The following is a 17,001-nucleotide window of genomic DNA, read 5'->3' on the forward strand; positions in this document are numbered from 1 at the left end:
GCCAGTGCGACGCGGCCGGCCCGTGCGACGCGGCCGGCCCGTGCGACGCGGCCGGCCCGTGCGACGCGGCCGGCCCGTGCGACGCGGCCGGATCGTGGGATGACCCCGTCGGCCGCTGGCTACTGGGCGCGCGCAGGTTGTCGAGGACGGCACGCAGTTCCGGGTCCGCCGCCGCGAACGCCGGGTGCCACGGGTCACGGCTCGCGCGGGCCACCGCGTGCTCGGCCGCCACGACGGCCGTGACCTGGTCGATCAGCGTGCGTGCCGCGCGGGCGGCCAGCACCGCCAGTCCAGTCAGGCCGGGCACGCCCTCGAGGAACGCGACGCCCTCCTTCGCGCTGAACGAATACGGTCGCAGCCCGGCGGCATCCAACGCCGGGCCGGCGTCGACGGCCTGTCCCGCCTCGTCGAGCACCTGTCCGATGCCGATCAGGGCGGCGCCGGCGTGGGCGAGTGGGATGATCTCGCCGGCGGCTCCGGAGCCGCGGGCCGGGATCGCCGGGATCACGTCGGCGGTGAGCAGCGCGGCCAGGTGCGAGCACAGCTCCGGCGAGGCGCCGGCGGCCGGATGCAGAAGATCCCGCAGGCGTACGGCGAGAAGCGCTCGCGCCCGCGTCCGGCTCAACCACGGCGCCGAGCCGACGGAGCGCCCCGCCATCAGGGTGTTCTGGTGACGAGCCCGGGCGTCGGCGTCGAGCCGCACGCCGGCGAGCGCGCCCATGCCGGTGTTGACCCCGTAGACCGGCTGGTCCCCGTCGAGAGCGGCGAGGACGGCGGCGCGGTTGGCGGCGAGAGCGATGAGTAGTTCGGGGGCAAGGTCAATGCGGGCGGTTCCACCGGCGACGGCGGCGATCACGTCGGGATCGAGATCCTCCGGCGCGCTGATGAGACGGTTCTCGATCATTGATCCGCTAATTCCCGGCGGCACGTCAACACTGGACGCCCGCTCACCACTGGACGCCCCGTCAACATTGACGCCACATCTCTACTTGACGCCACATCTCTACTTGACGTCACGTCAACATGCGACGTCACGTCAACATGCGGCGCCAAATCAACACTTGACGCGGCGTCAACACGTGATGCGGCGTCAACAGGTGATGCGGCGTCAACACGTGATGGGATTTTGGCGGTCATCGATACTTCAGCATCGTGCCGGTGTCGGTGGCTTCGGCGCGCGTCAGGATCAGCTGGCCGAGCGCCACGTCGAGGATCGACAAACCGCGGTGCCAGAACAGGATCCGCTCGTCCGGGCGCTCGCGGCCCGGCTTCCGGCCGCTGACGATCTCGCCGAGCTCGGCGTGCAGCGTCGCCTCGCTGAGCCGGCCGGTGTCGACGTGGGCGCGCAGCGCGCCGAACCGGCCGGACCGCGACTCGCGCCAGTCGTCGACGACCACCTTGTCCATCACGTCGAGCAGGTCGAGTTCGACCGCGCTGATCGTCCCGTACGGGACCACGAACGCGCCGGGCTTCACCGCAGCGGTGCGCAGCAGGGGCTGCGGCGTCTCCAAGCGGGACGCCTCCACCAGGATGTCGGCGTTCTCGTAGGCCTCGTCGGCGGTGTCCACCGCGCGGACCGGGGTGGTGGTGACCTCGCGTAGCCGGGCCGCGAACGCCTCCCGCGACTCGGGGCGGCGGCTGGTCACCCGGATCTCGTCCAGGTCGAAGAGGTTGTCCAGCATCGTCACGTTCGCGAAGGCGGTGCCGCGCGCGCCGACGTGGCCGAGGATCTTCGCGTCCGGGCGGGCCAGATGCTTGGCGCCGACCGCTGTCATCGCTCCGGTGCGGACCTCGGTGATCAGCGTGGCGTCCAGGATGGCCCTGGGCACGCCGGTGTGCGGGTCGAGCAGGGTCAGCATGGCCAGCTCGCTGGGTAGCCCGTACCGATAGTTGGGGACGAAGTCCCCCACGATCTTGACGCCGCTCAGACCGCGCTCGCCGAGGGTGGAGACGTGGCCGCGCAGGATGTTGAAGTGGCCGGCGCCGCCGTTGTCCGGGACGAGGTGGGTGCGGGGCTCGAAGACGGTGCGGCCACGACCGTGGGCGTCCACCACGGACTCGACGGCATCGATCACCTCGGTGTCCGTGATGTTCAGCGCGTCGATGTCGGCGCCGTTGAGGAAACGCAGCCAGATATCGGTCACGGTGAGGCGTCCTCTCGACACGCTGAATCAACACATACATCCTATCGGATTTGTGTTTTAAGATATTCAGTCATGGCTGCTGATGAGGGTCGGGCGCCCGAGGACTGGCTGGTGCACCTCGCCCAGCAGCACCGCCTTTCCCCCACCCAGCGGCAGATCGTGCAGCGGATGCTCGGGATGTTCCCGGAGGTGGCGTTCCTGTCCACGATCGAGATCGCCGACCTGACAGGCGTCAGCCAGCCGACCGTGACCCGGCTGGCCACGGCGCTCGGGTTCGCCGGCTTCGGCGAGTTCCGGGCCGCGCTGCGCGAGGCGGTGATCTCCGGGGTTCCGTCGCAGCGGGCGCCCGAGCGCCACGACGCCGGCACCACGGCGATCGAGCAGGAACGGGAGAACCTTGCCGGCCTGCGCCGGGTGGTCACTGCGGACGCCATGACCGACGCGGTACGCCTTCTCGCGGACTCCACGCCGCTCGGGGTGATCGGGCTGCGCGCCTCCGCCGCTTTGGCAGACTATTTCGGATACTTCGCGCGGCGGATCCTGCCGTCCGTGGAGGTGTGCACGAACGGCGCCACCGTGTCCGACACCGTGCTGCAGCTGAGCCGGCAGAACGCGACCGCGCTGCTGATCTTCGCGATGCCCCGGTACCCGGCCGCCACGGTCGCCGCCCTCCGGCTGTCCCGCCGCCTCGGCATGTCCACGGTCGTGGTCGCCGACACCGCGCTCGCCCCGTTCGCGCACGAGGCCGACGTGCTTCTGGCCGCCCCGGTCGCGACCGGCCTGGTCTTCGACTCGCACGCCGCCGCGGTGGTGCTGTCGATCAGTCTGCTGGACGCGATCGCCGCCACCGATCCGCAGCGGACCCAGGAGCGCCTGGAGGCACACGAGTCCCTGGTCGACGACTGGATCCACCACCCCTGACGGGCGATCCCGGGGCCGACCGCCCGCGACGGGCTATGGCGGGCTGACCGCCCCTGACGGGCATCCCGGGCTGCGGAGCCGGCGTTCGGGGCTGGTGTTTCCGGCGGCCGCCGACCGCGCGTTCCTGCCGGTGCGGACCCGGACGGGGTGGGATGGCCGCCCTGCTGCCCCAGTGCCACGGGGCGGTCACGCCGATCCTGGCTCGGTGCTAGCGCGTAGCCCGTACCGGGGTGTGGGGTTGAAGGTCCTGGTTAAAGGGTGTTGTCAACACCGCTGACAACTGCGATGCTTAGTGGGCGGCCGCGATCGGCGCGGCTGGAGAACGGGGTGTCCCATGCCTTCCGGCGTCGTGGTCGGTGAGTGCGAGCCAGCCGGCTCGGCTGCGGCCCACGCCATGCGCGCGGCGGACCGGGGAAGAACCGGCGGGCTCGGTGACGCGGGCCACGAGCAGGGCTTACTCGGTGGCGGCGAGCTTCTCGACGCGGTCGAGGAGGGCGCTCACCAGCTCCTGGAGGACCGTTTCGTCCTCGATGCCGGAGAAGTGCTGCGCGACGGCGGCGATATTGGGGTAACGGCGGACCGGCAGCGCGCGGTACTCGCGGGACCACGCCGACTCGTCGCCCTCCCGGCTCGACTCGTCCATCGCGGTGTACGCGCTGATCATCGCGGCGTAGGACATCACGGTGTCGTCGAAGACGCGGTGCTGCACGGCCGCCCGCTCGTCGGAGAGGCCCGCCTCGCGGAGCGCTCCGAGAATCGCCTCGGCCAGGCGGAACTCGCCCTGGCGGCGGGTCGTCCGCAGGGCCAGGATCGGGGCGATCGCCGGATGCGCCACGAACGACCGGACCACCTCCTGCGCCAGCCACTCCAGCCGGGCGCGCCACTCCAGGTCCGCCGGGAGACCGTCGACGATGCCGCTGAGCAGGCGGTCGGCGACCTCCAGGACGATCTGATCACGGTCCCGGAAGTGCCGGTAGACCGCCGTCGGGTCCACCCCCAGTTCCTTACCGAGGGCCCGGATGCTGAGCGCGTCAGCGCCGGCGTTCTCCGCCAGCCGGCTCGCCGCGTCAACGATCAGCTCCGGGGTCAGCGCGACTCGGGCTCGCAATTTCTCTCCAGTCTCCGGCTCGGGCAACCGACCAATGTTAGTGCTCGCCCCAACTCCGCACCGAGGTGCAACCCATGAACCGGCAGTCATTGAGCGACGTGAGTTACTCCACCTATTGGCTGGCGGACCCCGGACGGCCCGCCGTGCGCGGACCGCTCACCGGCGAGCTCTCCACGGACCTCGTCGTCGTCGGTGGCGGCTACACCGGGTTGTGGACCGCGATCATCGCGAAGGAGCGGAACCCCGAGCGTGACGTCGTCCTGATCGAGGGCGGCCGGATCGGGCACGCGGCGTCCGGGCGCAACGGCGGATTCGTGGCGGCGAGCCTCACCCACGGCTTCGCGAACGGGTACAGCCGCTGGCCGGAGGAGATCGCCGAACTGGAACGGCTCGGCCTGGAGAACCTCCAGGGCATCGAGGACACCATCCACCGGTACGGCATCGACTGCGAGTGGGAGCGCACCGGCGCCCTGGACGTGGCCACCGCGCCGCACGAGGTCGAGGCGCTGCGCCAGGGCGTCGAGCTGGCACAGGGCCACGGCGTCGGCGTCGAGTTCCTGGACCACGAGGCGGTGCAGGCCGAGGTCGCGTCGCCACGGTTCCTGGCCGGGGCGTACGACAAGCGTGGCACCGCGATGGTCAACCCGGCGAAACTGGCGTGGGGCCTGGCGGAGGTCGCCGAGCGGCTCGGCGTGCGCATCTTCGAGGGCACGTTCGCCACCGAACTGGCCCGCGACGGCGCCGGCATGGCGGTGCGCACGCCGCTCGGCCGGGTCCGCGCCCGGCACGTCGCGCTCGGCACCAACGTCTTCCCGTCGCTGGTCAAGCGCACCCGCCTCTACACCATTCCGGTGTACGACTACGCGCTGATGACCGAGCCGCTCTCCGCCGCGCAGATGGAGTCGATCGGCTGGCACAACCGGCAGGGGCTGTCCGACTCCGGCAACCAGTTCCACTACTTCCGGCAGACCGCCGACAACCGCATCCTCTGGGGCGGCTACGACGCGATCTACCACTTCGGCGGCAAGCTCGACCCGTCGCACGAGCACCGGCAGGAGACCTACCACCGCCTGGCGGACCACTTCTTCGACACGTTCCCGCAGCTCGCCGGGCTCCGGTTCAGCCACGCGTGGGGCGGGGCGATCGACACCTGCACGCGGTTCTCGGCGTTCTTCGGATCAGCGTACGGCGGCCGGGTCGCCTATGCGGCCGGGTACACCGGTCTCGGCGTCGCGGCCACCCGGTTCGGCGCGGACGTGATGCTGGACCTGCTGTCCGGCGTCCGCACGGCTCGCACCCGGACGCGGATGGTGCGGTCCAAGCCGCTGCCGTTCCCGCCGGAGCCGGTGCGCTGGGCGGGGGTGGAGCTGACCCGGCGGTCACTCGCCCACGCCGACGCCAACGGCGGACGCCGCAACCTGTGGCTGAAGGCGATGGACGCGGTCGGCTTCGGCTTCGACAGCTGACCCCGCGCTTCCGCCTCCCGCGCGCCCTGCGCGCCCCGCTCTCCGCCGCGATCTTGGCGATTTGGGCCCGGCCTTTGTGAAAATCGCCAAGATCGCGGTAGAGAGACCGGCGCCGGCAGGCGCGGGGGCGGTGGCAGCGAGCGGGTCAGCGGCGCCGCGCGGCGGGTCAGGCCAGGCCGTCGCGCTCCGCGGCGATCGTGGTGTCGTCGCCGTGGCCGGTGTGCACCACCGTCTCCCCCGGCAGGGTGAGCAGCTTCGCCTTGATCGAGTCGACGATCAGGTCCGCGTCCGAGTACGACCGCCCGGTCGCGCCCGGCCCGCCCTGGAACAGCGTGTCCCCGGTGAAGACGCAGCCCAGCGCCGGCGCGTACAGGCAGACAGCGCCCGGCGCGTGACCCGGCGTGTGCAGCACGGTCAGCGTGGTGCCGCCGACCGCGATCTCCGCGCCGTCGGTGAGGTCCGCGTCCCACACCTCGTCGGTGCCGTGGGTGAGCTCCCACAGCGGCCGGTCCGCCGGGTGCAGGAAGATCGGCGCGCCGGTGCGCTCCCGCAGGGCGGGCGCGACCCGGACGTGGTCGTCGTGCGCGTGCGTGCAGACGATCGCCACGATCTTGCGGCCGCCGACCACGGTGAGGATCGCGTCGACGTCGTGCGGGGCGTCGATCACCACGCAGTCGTTGTCGTCGCCGACCACCCAGATGTTGTTGTCGACGTCGTAGGTCTGCCCGTCGAGGCTGAACGTGCCGGCGACGACGGCGTGATCGACCCGGGTGCTCACAGGACGACCACCGAACGCAGCACCGGGGCCTCGCCGGAGTGCCCGTGCATCTTGGCGAACGCGGCCTCCACGTCCTCGATGCCGACCTCCTCGGTGACGAACGCGTCCAGGTCGAGACGACCCTGCCGGTACAGGTTCACCAGCATCGGGAAGTCCCGCGACGGCAGGCAGTCGCCGTACCACGACGACTTGAGCGCGCCGCCCCGGCCGAATACGTCGATCAGCGGCAGGTCCGGCACCTTCATGTCCGGCGTCGGCACACCGACGAGCACCAGGACACCGGCCAGGTCACGGGCGTAGAACGCCTGCTTCCACGTCTCCGGGCGGCCCACCGCCTCGATCACCACGTCGGCGCCGTCCGCGCCCGGATACACCGACGCCGAGATCCGCTTGATCTCCTCGACCGGATCGGTCCTGGACGAGTCGACGACGTGCGTGGCGCCCAGCTTGCGGGCCGCCTCCAGCTTCGCCGGGTCGATGTCCACCGCGATGATCGGTGAAGCGCCCGCCAGGGCCGCGCCGGCCACCGCCGCGACACCCACACCGCCGCAGCCGATCACGGCGACCGACTTGCCGCGGGTCACCCCGCCGGTGTTGATCGCGGCGCCGATGCCGGCCATCACACCGCAGCCGAGCAGGCCCACCGCGGCCGGCCGGGCCTCCGGGTCCACCTTCGTGCACTGACCCGCGGCGACGAGCGTCTTCTCCGCGAACGCGCCGATCCCCAGGGCCGGCGACAGCTCGGTGCCGTCCTCCAGGGTCATCTTCTGCTTCGCGTTGTGCGTGTTGAAGCAGTACTGCAGGTCACCACGCTTGCACGCCCGGCACTCGCCGCAGACGGCACGCCAGTTCAGCACCACGAAGTCGCCCGGCGCCACACCCGTCACACCGGCGCCCACCGACTCCACCACACCGGCCGCCTCGTGACCGAGCAGGAACGGGAACTCGTCGTTGATGCCGCCCTCGCGATAGTGCAGGTCGGTGTGGCACACCCCGCACGACTGGATCTTCACAACGGCCTCACCGGGGCCGGGATCCGGAACGTTGATCGTGACGAGCTCGACCGGCGCGCCCTTGGCCCGTGCGATGACCGCTTTCACCTGCTGCATGGGTGCGAGGTTCCCTTCTTTCATCGGTGCGTCACAGCCTGCCACAGTGCGGCGGCCGGGGAGGGAGGCGGGTAAGTCAACAATTGTTTACGTCATGGTTCGTGATCGTTAGGATGAACGCATGACGACACCCGTGCGCCGCCGGGACGCGGCCGCCACCCGGAAGGCGTTGCTCGACGCCGCGCGCCGGAGGTTCGCGGCGGACGGCTACACGTCCACCTCGGTGCGCGACATCGCGTCCGACGCGGGGGTGAACGTGGCGCTGATCAGCCGGTACTTCGAGTCCAAGGAGGGGCTGTTCCGGGCCTGCCTGCGCGGCACCGTCGACGACCTCAAGCAGAGCGTCTTCGAGAACCTGCCGCTCACCGACCCGCCCCGGCAGCTCGCCGAGAAACTGGCCGGGCCGCACACCAAGGAGCCGAACCAGCTGCTGCTCCTGCTCCGCACCTCGGGCGACGAGACCGCCGAGCGGATCCGCCGGGAGACCCTGGAATCGATCTCACGGCGTCTTGCGACGGCCGCCGGCAGCGACTCCGACGACCCGCGGATCCTGCTCAATGCCCAGGTCGTGCTCTCCGCGGCGCTCGGCGTGCTGATCCTGCGATCGGCGGCGCTGCAGCCGCTCGCCGCCGCCGACCAGGACCAGCTCGCCGAGCCGCTGCGCGTGATGATCGCCGCGCTGCTCCCCGGCTGAGCGCACGAAAAACCCCCGGCTGAGCGCACGCGAAAACCCCCGGCTGAGCGCACGAGAAAACCCCCGGCCGAGCGCGCCACGAGAAGCCCCGGCCGAGCCCGCTACGGGAAGACGATCGTGTGGTTGCCGTGCCGGATCACGCGGTCCTCGGCGTGCCAGTGGACCGCCCGCGACAGCACGGCCCGCTCCACGTCCGCGCCGTGCCGCTGCAGCTCGGCGACGGTGTGCGAGTGGTTCACCCGGACCACGTCCTGCTCGATGATCGGGCCCTCGTCCAGGTCCTCGGTCACGTAGTGGGCCGTCGCGCCGACCAGCTTCACGCCGCGCTGCTTCGCCTTCGCGTACGGCCCGGCGCCGATGAACGCCGGCAGGAAGCTGTGGTGGATGTTGATGATCGGGACGCCGACCCGCTCGATGAAGTCACCGGAGAGGATCTGCATGTAACGGGCCAGGATGATGAAGTCGACGTTGCCGGCGAGCAGCCGCAGGTGCTGGGCCTCGGCGGCCGACTTGTCCGGCCCCTGCGACGGCACGTGGAAGAACGGGATGCCGAACGAGCGCACCTCGTCGGCCATGTCCGGGTGGTTCGAGATCACCATCGACACGTTGATCGGCAGATCGCCCCGGCGGTGCCGCCACAGCAGGTCGAGCAGGCAGTGCCCGTCCTTCGAAGCGAAGATCGCCACCCGCTTGGGTACGGACAGATCCCGCAGCGTGTACTCCAGGTCGAATCCGTCGGCGAGCCGCTCCCGCAGGTCCCGCTCGATCGCCGGCAGGGCCGCCTTCAGGCCGGGCCGGCTGAACACGGTCCGCTGGAAGAAGGCGCCGCCGTGCGGGTTGTCCGAGTGCTGGTCGAGCTGCACGATGTTGGCCTCGTGCTTGCCGAGCACCGCGCTGATCGCCGCGACGATCCCGGTCCGGTCCTTGCCGTGCACGATCAGGACGGCCTGGTCGGCGACGGCGGGCACGGGCGTGGGCAGCGCGGGAGCGTGCTGGGTCAGAGACACGATCGTCAGGTCCTTCCGGTGTTTCCTGGGTCCGACAAGATCGTGCCCGGTGGCCGCGGGCGGGTGACGGCGGGGTGCCCGCGTCTCACAACGGCGGCAGCCGCACGGTGAACGTCGTCCCCAGTCCCGGCGCGCTTTCCGCGGCGAGCGTGCCGCCCTGGTCGGCGACGATCCGGTGGGCGATCGTCAGACCCAGCCCGGAGCCGCCGGTCGCGCGCTGCCGGGCCGGGTCGGCCCGCCAGAACCGGTCGAAGACGCGGGCGACCTCCGCCGGGCTCATGCCGACGCCGGTGTCGCGTACCGTCAGAATCGCGCCCTGCGCATCCCGCCGCACCCGCATCTCCACCCGCCCGCCGGCGTCGGTGTACCGGATCGCGTTGCTCAGCAGGTTGCCGATCACCTGGCGGGTGCGGTCCGGGTCGGCGTGCACCACGACCGGTTCCGGGGCGTCCACGACGAGCTCGACGCCGGCGCTCGCGGCCACCGCCCGGTGCGCGGTCGCCGCCGCCTCGGTCAGCTCGGACAGGTCGGCCGGCGCCGGCGCGTAGTCCAGGTCGCCGGCCTCGGCGAGCGCCAGCACCTGCAGGTCGTCGAGGATGCGCCGCTGCAGCAGGGTCTCCTCGTGCAGCGAGGCGAACAGCTCGGGGCTCGGCTCGATCACCCCGTCGGCCAGGCCTTCCAGGTAGCCGCGCAGGTTGGACAGCGGCGTGCGCAGCTCGTGGGCGACGTCGGCGATGAGCCGGCGCTGGCGTTCCTCGCTGCGCTGCAGCGCCTCGGCCATCGAGTTGAACGAGGCGGAGAGCGCGGCCAGCTCGTCGGCCACCTTGCCGTGCGGCACCCGCACGTCCAGCCGGCCCGCGGCCAGCTGCAGCGACGCGCCGGTCAGCAGGCGCACCGGGCGGCTCACCCGGCGGGCGATCCAGGCCGTCCCGAGCGCGGCCACCACGATCACGCCGGCCACCGCGTAGCCCGCCGGCCGGCTCAGCTCGCCGATCTCCGGGCTCTCCGGAGCGCCGAAGAAGACCTCCACGGGTACGGCCGAGAAGCCCAGCGCCCCCTGCGCGAACTCGTTCGTCAGGCACTCGTCGAAAGCGGCCATCGCGAGCCGGCAGCCCGACAGCTCCGCCCACCGGCGCGACAGCCACTGCCGGTCGGCGAGGACCTGGCTGTTCGCGGACGTGACGCACGACGACTCCCCGGCGAGCTGCGCGGCGTCCAGGTAGGGCGAGGTGGTCAGGGCCAGCGCCGGCGACCGGGCGGCCCGCTCGGCCCGGCACCGCACCGTGGTCAGGGCGGCCCGGTACTGGGCGAGCTGGTACAGCGCCTGCGCGTCGGGCGCGCCGCGCGGGATCGGCCCGAACAGGCTCTCCGGGAGTGCCGGCATCGCCGGGGGCGCGTCCGGCCGCCGCGCCGCTTCGATCCGCTGCCGGAGCGGGTCGTCCGGCCTCGTCGTCGCTGTCGGATCGATCCTGGGCGGAGCGGACAGGGCCGCGGCCATCGACAGCTGGTCGGCGGCCGCGAGGATCAGCCGGTCCAGGTCGGGGGCCGGCTCGATCTGACGGGAGAGCAGCTGCACCGGCCCGGCTTTCCGCTTCGCCAGGGTGTCCGAGTCGGTGAGCACCACGAGCCGGTCCGGGGTCTCCACCCGGATGTGCAGACCGGTCGTGGCGGAGAGCTCGCGCACCACGCCGTCGATGCCGGCCCACTGGCCGTTCCGGATGCCGAACCCGCGGATCGCGTCGACGATCGCCGCCTCGTGCCGGTCCTGGGCCGCGTCGACGCGAGCCGCCTCGCGGTAGGTCAGGCTGATCGTCAGGTAGGCGGTGGCGCCGATCGCGGAGACCGCCACGACCAGCACCAGCAGGAAGATCCGGAGCCGGAAGCTCACTGCTCGGCCATCCGGTAGCCACGGCCGTAGACGGTCTGCACGTACCGCGGCTCCGCCGGGTCTTTCTCGATCTTGCGGCGCAGGTTGACCACGTGGGCGTCGACGGTACGGTCCGACACGTCGTTCTCGAAGCCGAACGTCTTGTCCAGGATCTGCGCACGGGTGAACACCCGGCCGGGCTCGCGGGCGAGCAGCTCCAGGATGCCGAACTCCTTGGCGGTCAGCCGGATCGGGGCGCCGTCGACACGTACCTCGAAGCGCGGCCCGTCCACCTCGAGGCCGCCGACCCGCAGGACCTCGGCGTCGCCGCCGCCGCGGGTGCGGCGCAGCAGCGCCCGGATCCGCGCGGTCAGCTCGCGCGGGCTGACCGGCTTGCTCAGGTAGTCGTCGGCGCCGATGTCGAGGCCGAGCAGCATGTCGTTCTCCGCGGACCGGGCGGTCACCATCACGATCGCCATGTCGGACATCGCCGCGTCCGGGTCCGCGCGCAGGATCCGGCACACGTCCAGGCCGTCGACGAGCGGCATCATCACGTCCAGCACGATCAGGTCGGGCCGGCGCGCCCGGGCCTGCTCCAGCGCCGCCCGCCCATCACCGACCGTGAGCACCTGGTGCCCCTCCCGCTCCAGATAGAGGCGGATCAGCTGGGCATGCTTCGGATCGTCGTCGGCAACGAGAATGCGGGCTGTCACGGCTCGCATTGTGGCTCAGCCCTCCGGCGAAGCCCAAGAAATGTCAGGTTCCGATGAAGAACCGTCCGGCTTTGCGGTGCGGGTCCGGATCCGGGCCGGAACCGCACAGGTTCTTCACCAGCGCCGCCCTACGGTCGCCTTCCGATTCATGAAGGAGGCATCCATGTGTGGTCTGAGCGCTTTCGTCAGCAGCCGGCCCGATGCGGGTCCGCCGGACGCGGACACCACCGCCGCCTTCGGCGCCGCCCTGGCGACCATGCGGCACCGCGGACCCGACGACACCCGGATCGAGTACGGCGACGGGTACGCGTTCGGCTTCAACCGCCTCGCGATCATCGACCGGGAGCTGTCCGCCCAGCCGCTGCACTACGCCGGCCGGTGGACAGTGGTGTTCAACGGCGAGATCTACAACTACCGGGAGCTGCGGGCCGACCTGATCCGCTCGCACGGCGCCACGTTCGAGACCGAGGGCGACTCCGAGGTGCTCGCCGCCGCCTTCCACCACTGGGGTGAGGCCGCGCTCCCCCGGCTGCGCGGCATGTTCGCGTTCGTCGCCTACGACCACCGGACCGGCACCCTGCACGCGGCCCGGGACGCCTTCGGGATCAAACCGCTGTACCTGCTGGAGACCGCCGACGGGCTGCACCTGGCCAGCGAGCGCAAGGCGCTCGACCCGTTCGCCGCGCCGGCCGGCGGCGCCCTCGACACCGACGCGCTCGCCCACTACCTCACCTTCCAGTACGTGCCGGACCCGCTCACCCTGCACCGGCACATCCGCCGCCTGCCGCCGGGCCACCGGCTCGTCTGGACGCCGGGTGGCGGCGTGCGCCAGCATCGCTGGTTCAAGCCGTCGCTGCGGCCGCTGCACGTCCAGCCGGAGGCCGCGTACCAGGCGATCCAGGACGCGCTGACCGCCAGCGTGCGCCGCCACCTGCACGCCGACGTCCCGGTGGGCACGTTCCTCTCCAGCGGCGTCGACTCGTCGGCGATCGTCGCGCTGGCCGCCCGGGAGAAGCCTGACATCCACGCGTTCACCGCCGGCTTCGCCGCCGGTGGGTACAGCGAGATCGAGGTGGCTGCCGACACCGCCGGCCAATTGGGGGTACGGCTGACGCCCACCGTGGTCTCCGACGACGACGTCCTGGCCGCCCTGCCGCGGATCGTCCAGCTCCTCGACGACCCGGTCGCCGACCCGTCGCTGATCCCGCTCTACTTCCTGGCCCGGACCGCCGCCCGGCACGTCACAGTGGTGCTCTCCGGCGAGGGCTCGGACGAGCTGTTCGGCGGCTACCGGATCTACCGGGAGCCGCTGTCGCTGGCCGGCGTCGACAAGCTGCCGCCCGGCGTCAAGCGCGGCCTGCGCCACCTCGCCGACGTGCTGCCCGAGGGGGTCCGCGGGCGCTCGTTCATCGAGCGCGGGACGACCCCGATCGAGCAGCGCTACTACGGCAACGCGCGGATCTTCACGCCGGAGGAGAAGTCCCGGCTGCTGCGGTACACCGCGCAGCCGCACACCGACATCACCGCCCACCTGTACGCCGAGACCGCCGACGTCGACGACGTGGCGTCGATGCAGTACGTGGACCTGCACACCTGGCTGCCCGGCGACATCCTGGTGAAGGCGGACCGGATGTCGATGGCGCACAGCCTGGAGCTGCGGGTGCCGTTCCTGGACCAGCAGGTCTACGCGGCCGCCGCCGGCCTGTCCACCGAGCTGAAGCTGCCGGCCGGCGCGAAGTCGACCAAGCACGCGTTCCGGGAGGCGATGAAGGGCATCGTCCCGGAGTCCGCCCGGGACCGGGCCAAGCTGGGCTTCCCCACCCCGACCCGGCTGTGGCTGAAGGGCCCGATCGGCGACTGGGCCGACTGGCTGATGTCGTCCTCGCAGGCCGGTCACCTGATCGATCTGAACTACGCGCGCGGGCTGCTGGCCGAGCACCGGCGCGGCGAGGCGGACCGCTCGCGCAAGGTCTGGACGGTGACGATGTTCTGCCTCTGGCACGCCATCGCCGTGGAGCGGTCGATCACTGTGGAGCCGGATATCACTGTCGATCCGGATGTCACTGTCAAGCCGGATGTCACTGTCGAGCCGGATATCGCGGGCGTATCGAATTTCGGATACGCCACCGCAACAGCCGTCCCGCTCCGATAGGAGCCATGAATTCCAGGATCCTGCTTCTCGGCCTGGCGCTGCCCGGCGTGGCGGCCGTCCTCTACGTCCTGCGGCGGCCGCTGCTGATGGCGGCGCCGCGCTGCCTGGCCAGGCACTGGCACGGCTGCTACGACACCGAGAACGGCGTGCTGCTGATGATGCTGGCCGGGCTGCCGCTGGCCGCGCTGGCGGCGTGGGCCCTGGCCCGCCTCCGCGGCGACGGCCGGCTGTCGCTGGCCGAGGTCGGCATGGTGTACGGGACCGTGCCGCTGCTGTGGCTGACCCTGATGCCGGGTCCGGGGGCCGGCCTGGTCGACGGCCGGATCAGCCTGGTGCCGCTGCGCGACCTGGCCACGATGGGCCCGCTCGGGATCGGCGGCAACCTGCTGATCTTCGCGGCGCTGGGGTTCTTCGCCCCGATCCGGTTCGCGGCGCTGGCGTCGGCGCCGCGGATCCTCGCGCTCGGCGCGGGCTGCTCGGCGCTGGTCGAGATCGCGCAGTACGCGCTGCGGCTGGACCGGGTCTCCTCGGTCGACGACGTGCTGGTCAACGCGGCCGGCGCGGTGCTCGCCGGGCTGGCGTCGCGGCGCTGGTGGCGCGGCACGGCGCAGGTACCGTCGTACTGATGCGGGTATTGATCGTGGAGGACGAGCCGCACCTTGCCGAGGCGGTCCGGGACGGCCTGCGGCTGGAGGCGATCGCCGCCGACATCGCTGGCGACGGCGGCGCCGCGCTGGAGCTGCTCGCGGTCAACTCCTACGACCTCGCGGTGCTGGACCGGGACATCCCCGGCCCGTCCGGCGACGAGGTGGCCCGGCACATCGTCGCGGCGGGCCTGGGCATCCCGATCCTCATGCTCACCGCCGCCGGCCGGATCGACGACAAGGCCTCCGGGTTCTCCCTCGGCGCCGACGACTACCTGACCAAGCCGTTCGACATGCGCGAGCTGGTCCTGCGGCTGCGGGCGCTGGACCGCCGCCGCGGGCACGCCCGTCCCCCGGTCCGCGAGATCGCCGGCCTGCGGGTCGACCCGTTCCGCCGGGAGGTGTTCCGCGACGGCCGCTACGTCGCGCTCACCCGCAAGCAGTTCGCCGTCCTGGAGGTGCTGGTCGCCGCCGAGGGCGGCATCGTGAGCGCCGAGGAGCTGCTGGAACGCGCCTGGGACGAGAACGCGAACCCGTTCACCAACGCCGTGCGGATCACCGTCTCCGCGCTGCGCAAACGCCTGGGCGAGCCCTGGATGATCGCCACGGTGCCGGGCGTCGGGTACCGGATCGACGCGCATGCCTAGACGCCCGGGCCTCAGCGTCCGCCTCAAGCTCACCCTCAGCTACGCCGCTGTCATCCTGGTGACCGGCGCCCTGCTGCTCGCCGCGGTGTGGATGTTCCTGCTGCGCTACGTCCCGGACCAGGCGCTCATCGTGCGCGCCGACACTCCCCTGCACGGCGTCTTCCCGGTCCGGTCCACCCTGCTGCACGTGTTCGCGCCCCGCGCCGCCGCGCTCCTCGGGTTCCTGCTGGTCTTCGGCCTGCTGGCCGGGTGGTTCCTGGCCGGCCGGATGCTCGCCCCGCTGGCCCGGATCGCGGACGCGGCGCGGGCGGCCGGGCGCGGGTCGCTGTCCCACCGGATCCGGATGACCGGCCGCCAGGACGAGTTCCGGGAGCTGTCCGACACCGTCGACACGATGCTCGGGCAGCTCGAGTCCCACGTCGCCGAGCAGCAGCGGTTCGCCGCGAACGCCTCCCACGAGCTGCGCACGCCGCTGGCCATCTCCCGCGCCCTGCTGGACGTCGCCCGCCGGGACCCCGGGCACGACCGGGACGAGCTCCTCGACCGCCTGCACGCCGCCAACACCCGGGCGATCGACCTCACCGAGGCCCTGCTGCTGCTCAGCCGCGGCACGGTCAGCCGGGCGCCGGCCGACCTCTCGCTGATCGCCGAGGAGGCCGCCGAGACGCTGCTCCCGCTCGCCGAACAGCGCGGGATCACCCTGGAGGTCACCGGCGGGGCGGCGCCGGCCAGCGGCTCCGCCGAGCTGCTGCTGCGGATGGTGACGAACCTCGTCCAGAACGCGATCGTCCACAACCTCCCCGCCGGCGGCACGGTGACCGTGCACACCGGGGAGGACGCCGGCACGAGCGTGCTCCGGGTGGAGAACACCGGCAGCACGCTCGCCCCCGACTTCGTGCCGGCCCTCACCGAGCCGTTCCGGCGCGGGACCGAACGGGTCCGCAGCGACGAGCATCCCGGAGTCGGCCTCGGCCTGGCCATCGTGCACAGCATCGTCCGCGCCCACGACGGGACGCTCGGCCTGCGCCCCCGCGCCGGCGGGGGCCTGCTGGTCACGGTGCGCCTTCCGGGTACGCCCTAAGCCCGCCCGCCCGCGTCGGCGTAGCCGACCATGTTCGCGGCCGCGGCCGCCTGGCGCAGGTGATCCCGGTGCTTCTCGACAACCGGAATGGCGTCCTCGGCCAGCCTCCTGACCGTGCGGGCGTCGCTCTCCTCCGCCGCCGCCTCGATCATCGCGAGGGCCTCCCGGTGGGCGGCGAGCTGGGTGGAGATGAAGTACTCGTCGAAGGTGTCGGCGCCGGCCGCCTCGTACCGGGCGGCCAGGGCCTGCTGCTCGGCGTTGGGCTTGTCCGGCAGGTAGACGCGCAGTTGCCGGGCCACGTTGTAGAGCGCGGCGTCGAGGCGGATGTGGTCGCCCATGAACATGCCGGCCAGCTCCTTCACCCCCTTGTCGGTGGTCTTGAACCAGGCCAGGCGGCCCGCGGCGATCTCGGCGAGGTTGACCTGGTGGGCCGCCATGAGGAAGGCCGCGTCCCGCTGCGAGACGGCGGGAACGGCGGCCGGGCGGGACGTGGCCGGGTTGGACGCGGCCGGGCCGGACGTGGCCGGGGCGGGTGCCGCTGGGGCCGATGCGGCGGGTGCGAGCAGGGCCCCGGCCAGTCCGAGGGTGGTGGCGATGCGCCGGAAGAGCATGCTGTTCTCCTTACGTGAGAATTGCAGCGTATCGGCGTTAAATGAGGCAATTTACCGGT

At 72.0% G+C, this 17,001-nt stretch carries 16 protein-coding genes; 7 read left to right on the top strand and 9 right to left on the bottom strand.

Features of this window, described 5'->3' with window-relative positions; translation table 11 throughout:
• Both AB0F72_RS28025 and AB0F72_RS28030 read right to left on the bottom strand, forming a co-directional pair.
• The coding region (locus AB0F72_RS28025; RefSeq protein ID WP_360436794.1) for an aromatic amino acid lyase at positions 1–904 on the bottom strand (904 nt) is incomplete at its 3' end.
• 229 nt (positions 905–1,133) lie between these two features.
• Entirely contained in the window at positions 1,134–2,144 is a 1,011-nt protein-coding gene (locus AB0F72_RS28030; RefSeq protein ID WP_360436797.1) for an ornithine cyclodeaminase family protein, read from the bottom strand.
• A gap of 72 nt (positions 2,145–2,216) precedes the next feature.
• On the opposite strand from AB0F72_RS28030, the gene AB0F72_RS28035 reads away from it, so the two are divergent.
• Positions 2,217–3,065, top strand: coding sequence for a MurR/RpiR family transcriptional regulator (locus AB0F72_RS28035; RefSeq protein WP_360436800.1), 849 nt, complete (start codon positions 2,217–2,219; stop codon positions 3,063–3,065).
• Positions 3,066–3,519: 454 nt separating this feature from the next.
• On the opposite strand, the gene AB0F72_RS28040 is transcribed toward AB0F72_RS28035, so the two are convergent.
• Positions 3,520–4,173, bottom strand: coding sequence for a TetR/AcrR family transcriptional regulator (locus AB0F72_RS28040; RefSeq protein ID WP_360436803.1), 654 nt, complete (start codon positions 4,171–4,173; stop codon positions 3,520–3,522).
• A gap of 74 nt (positions 4,174–4,247) precedes the next feature.
• Between AB0F72_RS28040 and AB0F72_RS28045 the strand changes: the two genes are divergently transcribed.
• Positions 4,248–5,639, top strand: a complete 1,392-nt coding sequence (locus tag AB0F72_RS28045) for an FAD-dependent oxidoreductase (protein WP_360436806.1) — start codon at positions 4,248–4,250, stop codon at positions 5,637–5,639.
• Positions 5,640–5,805: 166 nt separating this feature from the next.
• Here AB0F72_RS28045 and AB0F72_RS28050 read toward each other — a convergent pair whose 3' ends face one another.
• Both AB0F72_RS28050 and AB0F72_RS28055 read right to left on the bottom strand, forming a co-directional pair.
• Positions 5,806–6,417 (bottom strand): MBL fold metallo-hydrolase, encoded by a 612-nt coding sequence (locus tag AB0F72_RS28050; protein ID WP_360436809.1) that lies wholly within the window; start codon positions 6,415–6,417, stop codon positions 5,806–5,808.
• On the bottom strand, positions 6,414–7,526 hold the full coding sequence (locus tag AB0F72_RS28055; RefSeq protein ID WP_360436813.1) for an S-(hydroxymethyl)mycothiol dehydrogenase: 1,113 nt from the start codon (positions 7,524–7,526) through the stop codon (positions 6,414–6,416). Before AB0F72_RS28055 ends, AB0F72_RS28050 begins: the two co-directional genes overlap by 4 nt.
• 121 nt (positions 7,527–7,647) lie before the next feature.
• Between AB0F72_RS28055 and AB0F72_RS28060 the strand changes: the two genes are divergently transcribed.
• Positions 7,648–8,220, top strand: coding sequence for a TetR family transcriptional regulator (locus AB0F72_RS28060; protein ID WP_360436816.1), 573 nt, complete (start codon positions 7,648–7,650; stop codon positions 8,218–8,220).
• Between the two features lie 101 nt (positions 8,221–8,321).
• Here the strand turns inward: AB0F72_RS28060 and purU are convergent, their stop codons facing one another.
• The 3 genes from purU to AB0F72_RS28075 form a co-directional block, all read right to left on the bottom strand.
• On the bottom strand, positions 8,322–9,227 hold the full coding sequence (gene purU, locus AB0F72_RS28065; protein WP_360436819.1) for a formyltetrahydrofolate deformylase: 906 nt from the start codon (positions 9,225–9,227) through the stop codon (positions 8,322–8,324).
• A gap of 85 nt (positions 9,228–9,312) precedes the next feature.
• Positions 9,313–11,115, bottom strand: coding sequence for an ATP-binding protein (locus AB0F72_RS28070; RefSeq protein ID WP_360436821.1), 1,803 nt, complete (start codon positions 11,113–11,115; stop codon positions 9,313–9,315).
• Positions 11,112–11,816 carry a response regulator transcription factor gene (locus tag AB0F72_RS28075; protein ID WP_360436824.1) on the bottom strand — a complete coding sequence of 235 codons (705 nt, stop codon included), beginning with the start codon at positions 11,814–11,816 and terminating at the stop codon, positions 11,112–11,114. The genes AB0F72_RS28070 and AB0F72_RS28075 overlap by 4 nt, the downstream gene beginning before the upstream one ends.
• 154 nt (positions 11,817–11,970) lie before the next feature.
• Between AB0F72_RS28075 and asnB the strand changes: the two genes are divergently transcribed.
• The 4 genes from asnB to AB0F72_RS28095 are packed head-to-tail and all read left to right on the top strand — an operon-like array spanning position 11,971 to position 16,331.
• The gene (gene asnB / locus AB0F72_RS28080) at positions 11,971–13,959 is read left to right on the top strand and encodes an asparagine synthase (glutamine-hydrolyzing) (RefSeq protein WP_360436827.1); all 1,989 of its coding nucleotides are present in this window, start codon (positions 11,971–11,973) and stop codon (positions 13,957–13,959) included.
• Between the two features lie 5 nt (positions 13,960–13,964).
• Positions 13,965–14,585 carry a VanZ family protein gene (locus AB0F72_RS28085; protein WP_360436830.1) on the top strand — a complete coding sequence of 207 codons (621 nt, stop codon included), beginning with the start codon at positions 13,965–13,967 and terminating at the stop codon, positions 14,583–14,585.
• A complete protein-coding gene (locus AB0F72_RS28090) occupies positions 14,585–15,250 on the top strand; it encodes a response regulator transcription factor (RefSeq protein ID WP_360436833.1) in 666 nt (221 codons plus the stop codon). Before AB0F72_RS28085 ends, AB0F72_RS28090 begins: the two co-directional genes overlap by 1 nt.
• Positions 15,243–16,331 (top strand): HAMP domain-containing sensor histidine kinase, encoded by a 1,089-nt coding sequence (locus AB0F72_RS28095; RefSeq protein ID WP_360436836.1) that lies wholly within the window; start codon positions 15,243–15,245, stop codon positions 16,329–16,331. The genes AB0F72_RS28090 and AB0F72_RS28095 overlap by 8 nt, the downstream gene beginning before the upstream one ends.
• Here the strand turns inward: AB0F72_RS28095 and AB0F72_RS28100 are convergent.
• A complete protein-coding gene (locus AB0F72_RS28100) occupies positions 16,328–16,942 on the bottom strand; it encodes a DUF4142 domain-containing protein (protein WP_360436839.1) in 615 nt (204 codons plus the stop codon). The genes AB0F72_RS28095 and AB0F72_RS28100 overlap by 4 nt on opposite strands.
• Between the last annotated feature and the right edge of the window lie 59 nt (positions 16,943–17,001).

The organism is Actinoplanes sp. NPDC023936, from assembly GCF_040639325.1.
Taxonomy (GTDB): Bacteria; Actinomycetota; Actinomycetes; order Mycobacteriales; family Micromonosporaceae; genus Actinoplanes.

Coding starts and splice junctions, on each gene's coding strand:
- AB0F72_RS28035 (WP_360436800.1), top strand. CDS start 2,217: ATGGCTGCTGATGAGGGTCGGGCGCCCGAGGACTGGCTGGTGCACCTC.
- AB0F72_RS28045 (WP_360436806.1), top strand. CDS start 4,248: ATGAACCGGCAGTCATTGAGCGACGTGAGTTACTCCACCTATTGGCTG.
- AB0F72_RS28055 (WP_360436813.1), bottom strand. CDS start 7,526: ATGCAGCAGGTGAAAGCGGTCATCGCACGGGCCAAGGGCGCGCCGGTC.
- AB0F72_RS28060 (WP_360436816.1), top strand. CDS start 7,648: ATGACGACACCCGTGCGCCGCCGGGACGCGGCCGCCACCCGGAAGGCG.
- AB0F72_RS28075 (WP_360436824.1), bottom strand. CDS start 11,816: ATGCGAGCCGTGACAGCCCGCATTCTCGTTGCCGACGACGATCCGAAG.
- asnB (WP_360436827.1), top strand. CDS start 11,971: ATGTGTGGTCTGAGCGCTTTCGTCAGCAGCCGGCCCGATGCGGGTCCG.
- AB0F72_RS28085 (WP_360436830.1), top strand. CDS start 13,965: ATGAATTCCAGGATCCTGCTTCTCGGCCTGGCGCTGCCCGGCGTGGCG.
- AB0F72_RS28090 (WP_360436833.1), top strand. CDS start 14,585: ATGCGGGTATTGATCGTGGAGGACGAGCCGCACCTTGCCGAGGCGGTC.
- AB0F72_RS28095 (WP_360436836.1), top strand. CDS start 15,243: ATGCCTAGACGCCCGGGCCTCAGCGTCCGCCTCAAGCTCACCCTCAGC.
- AB0F72_RS28100 (WP_360436839.1), bottom strand. CDS start 16,942: ATGCTCTTCCGGCGCATCGCCACCACCCTCGGACTGGCCGGGGCCCTG.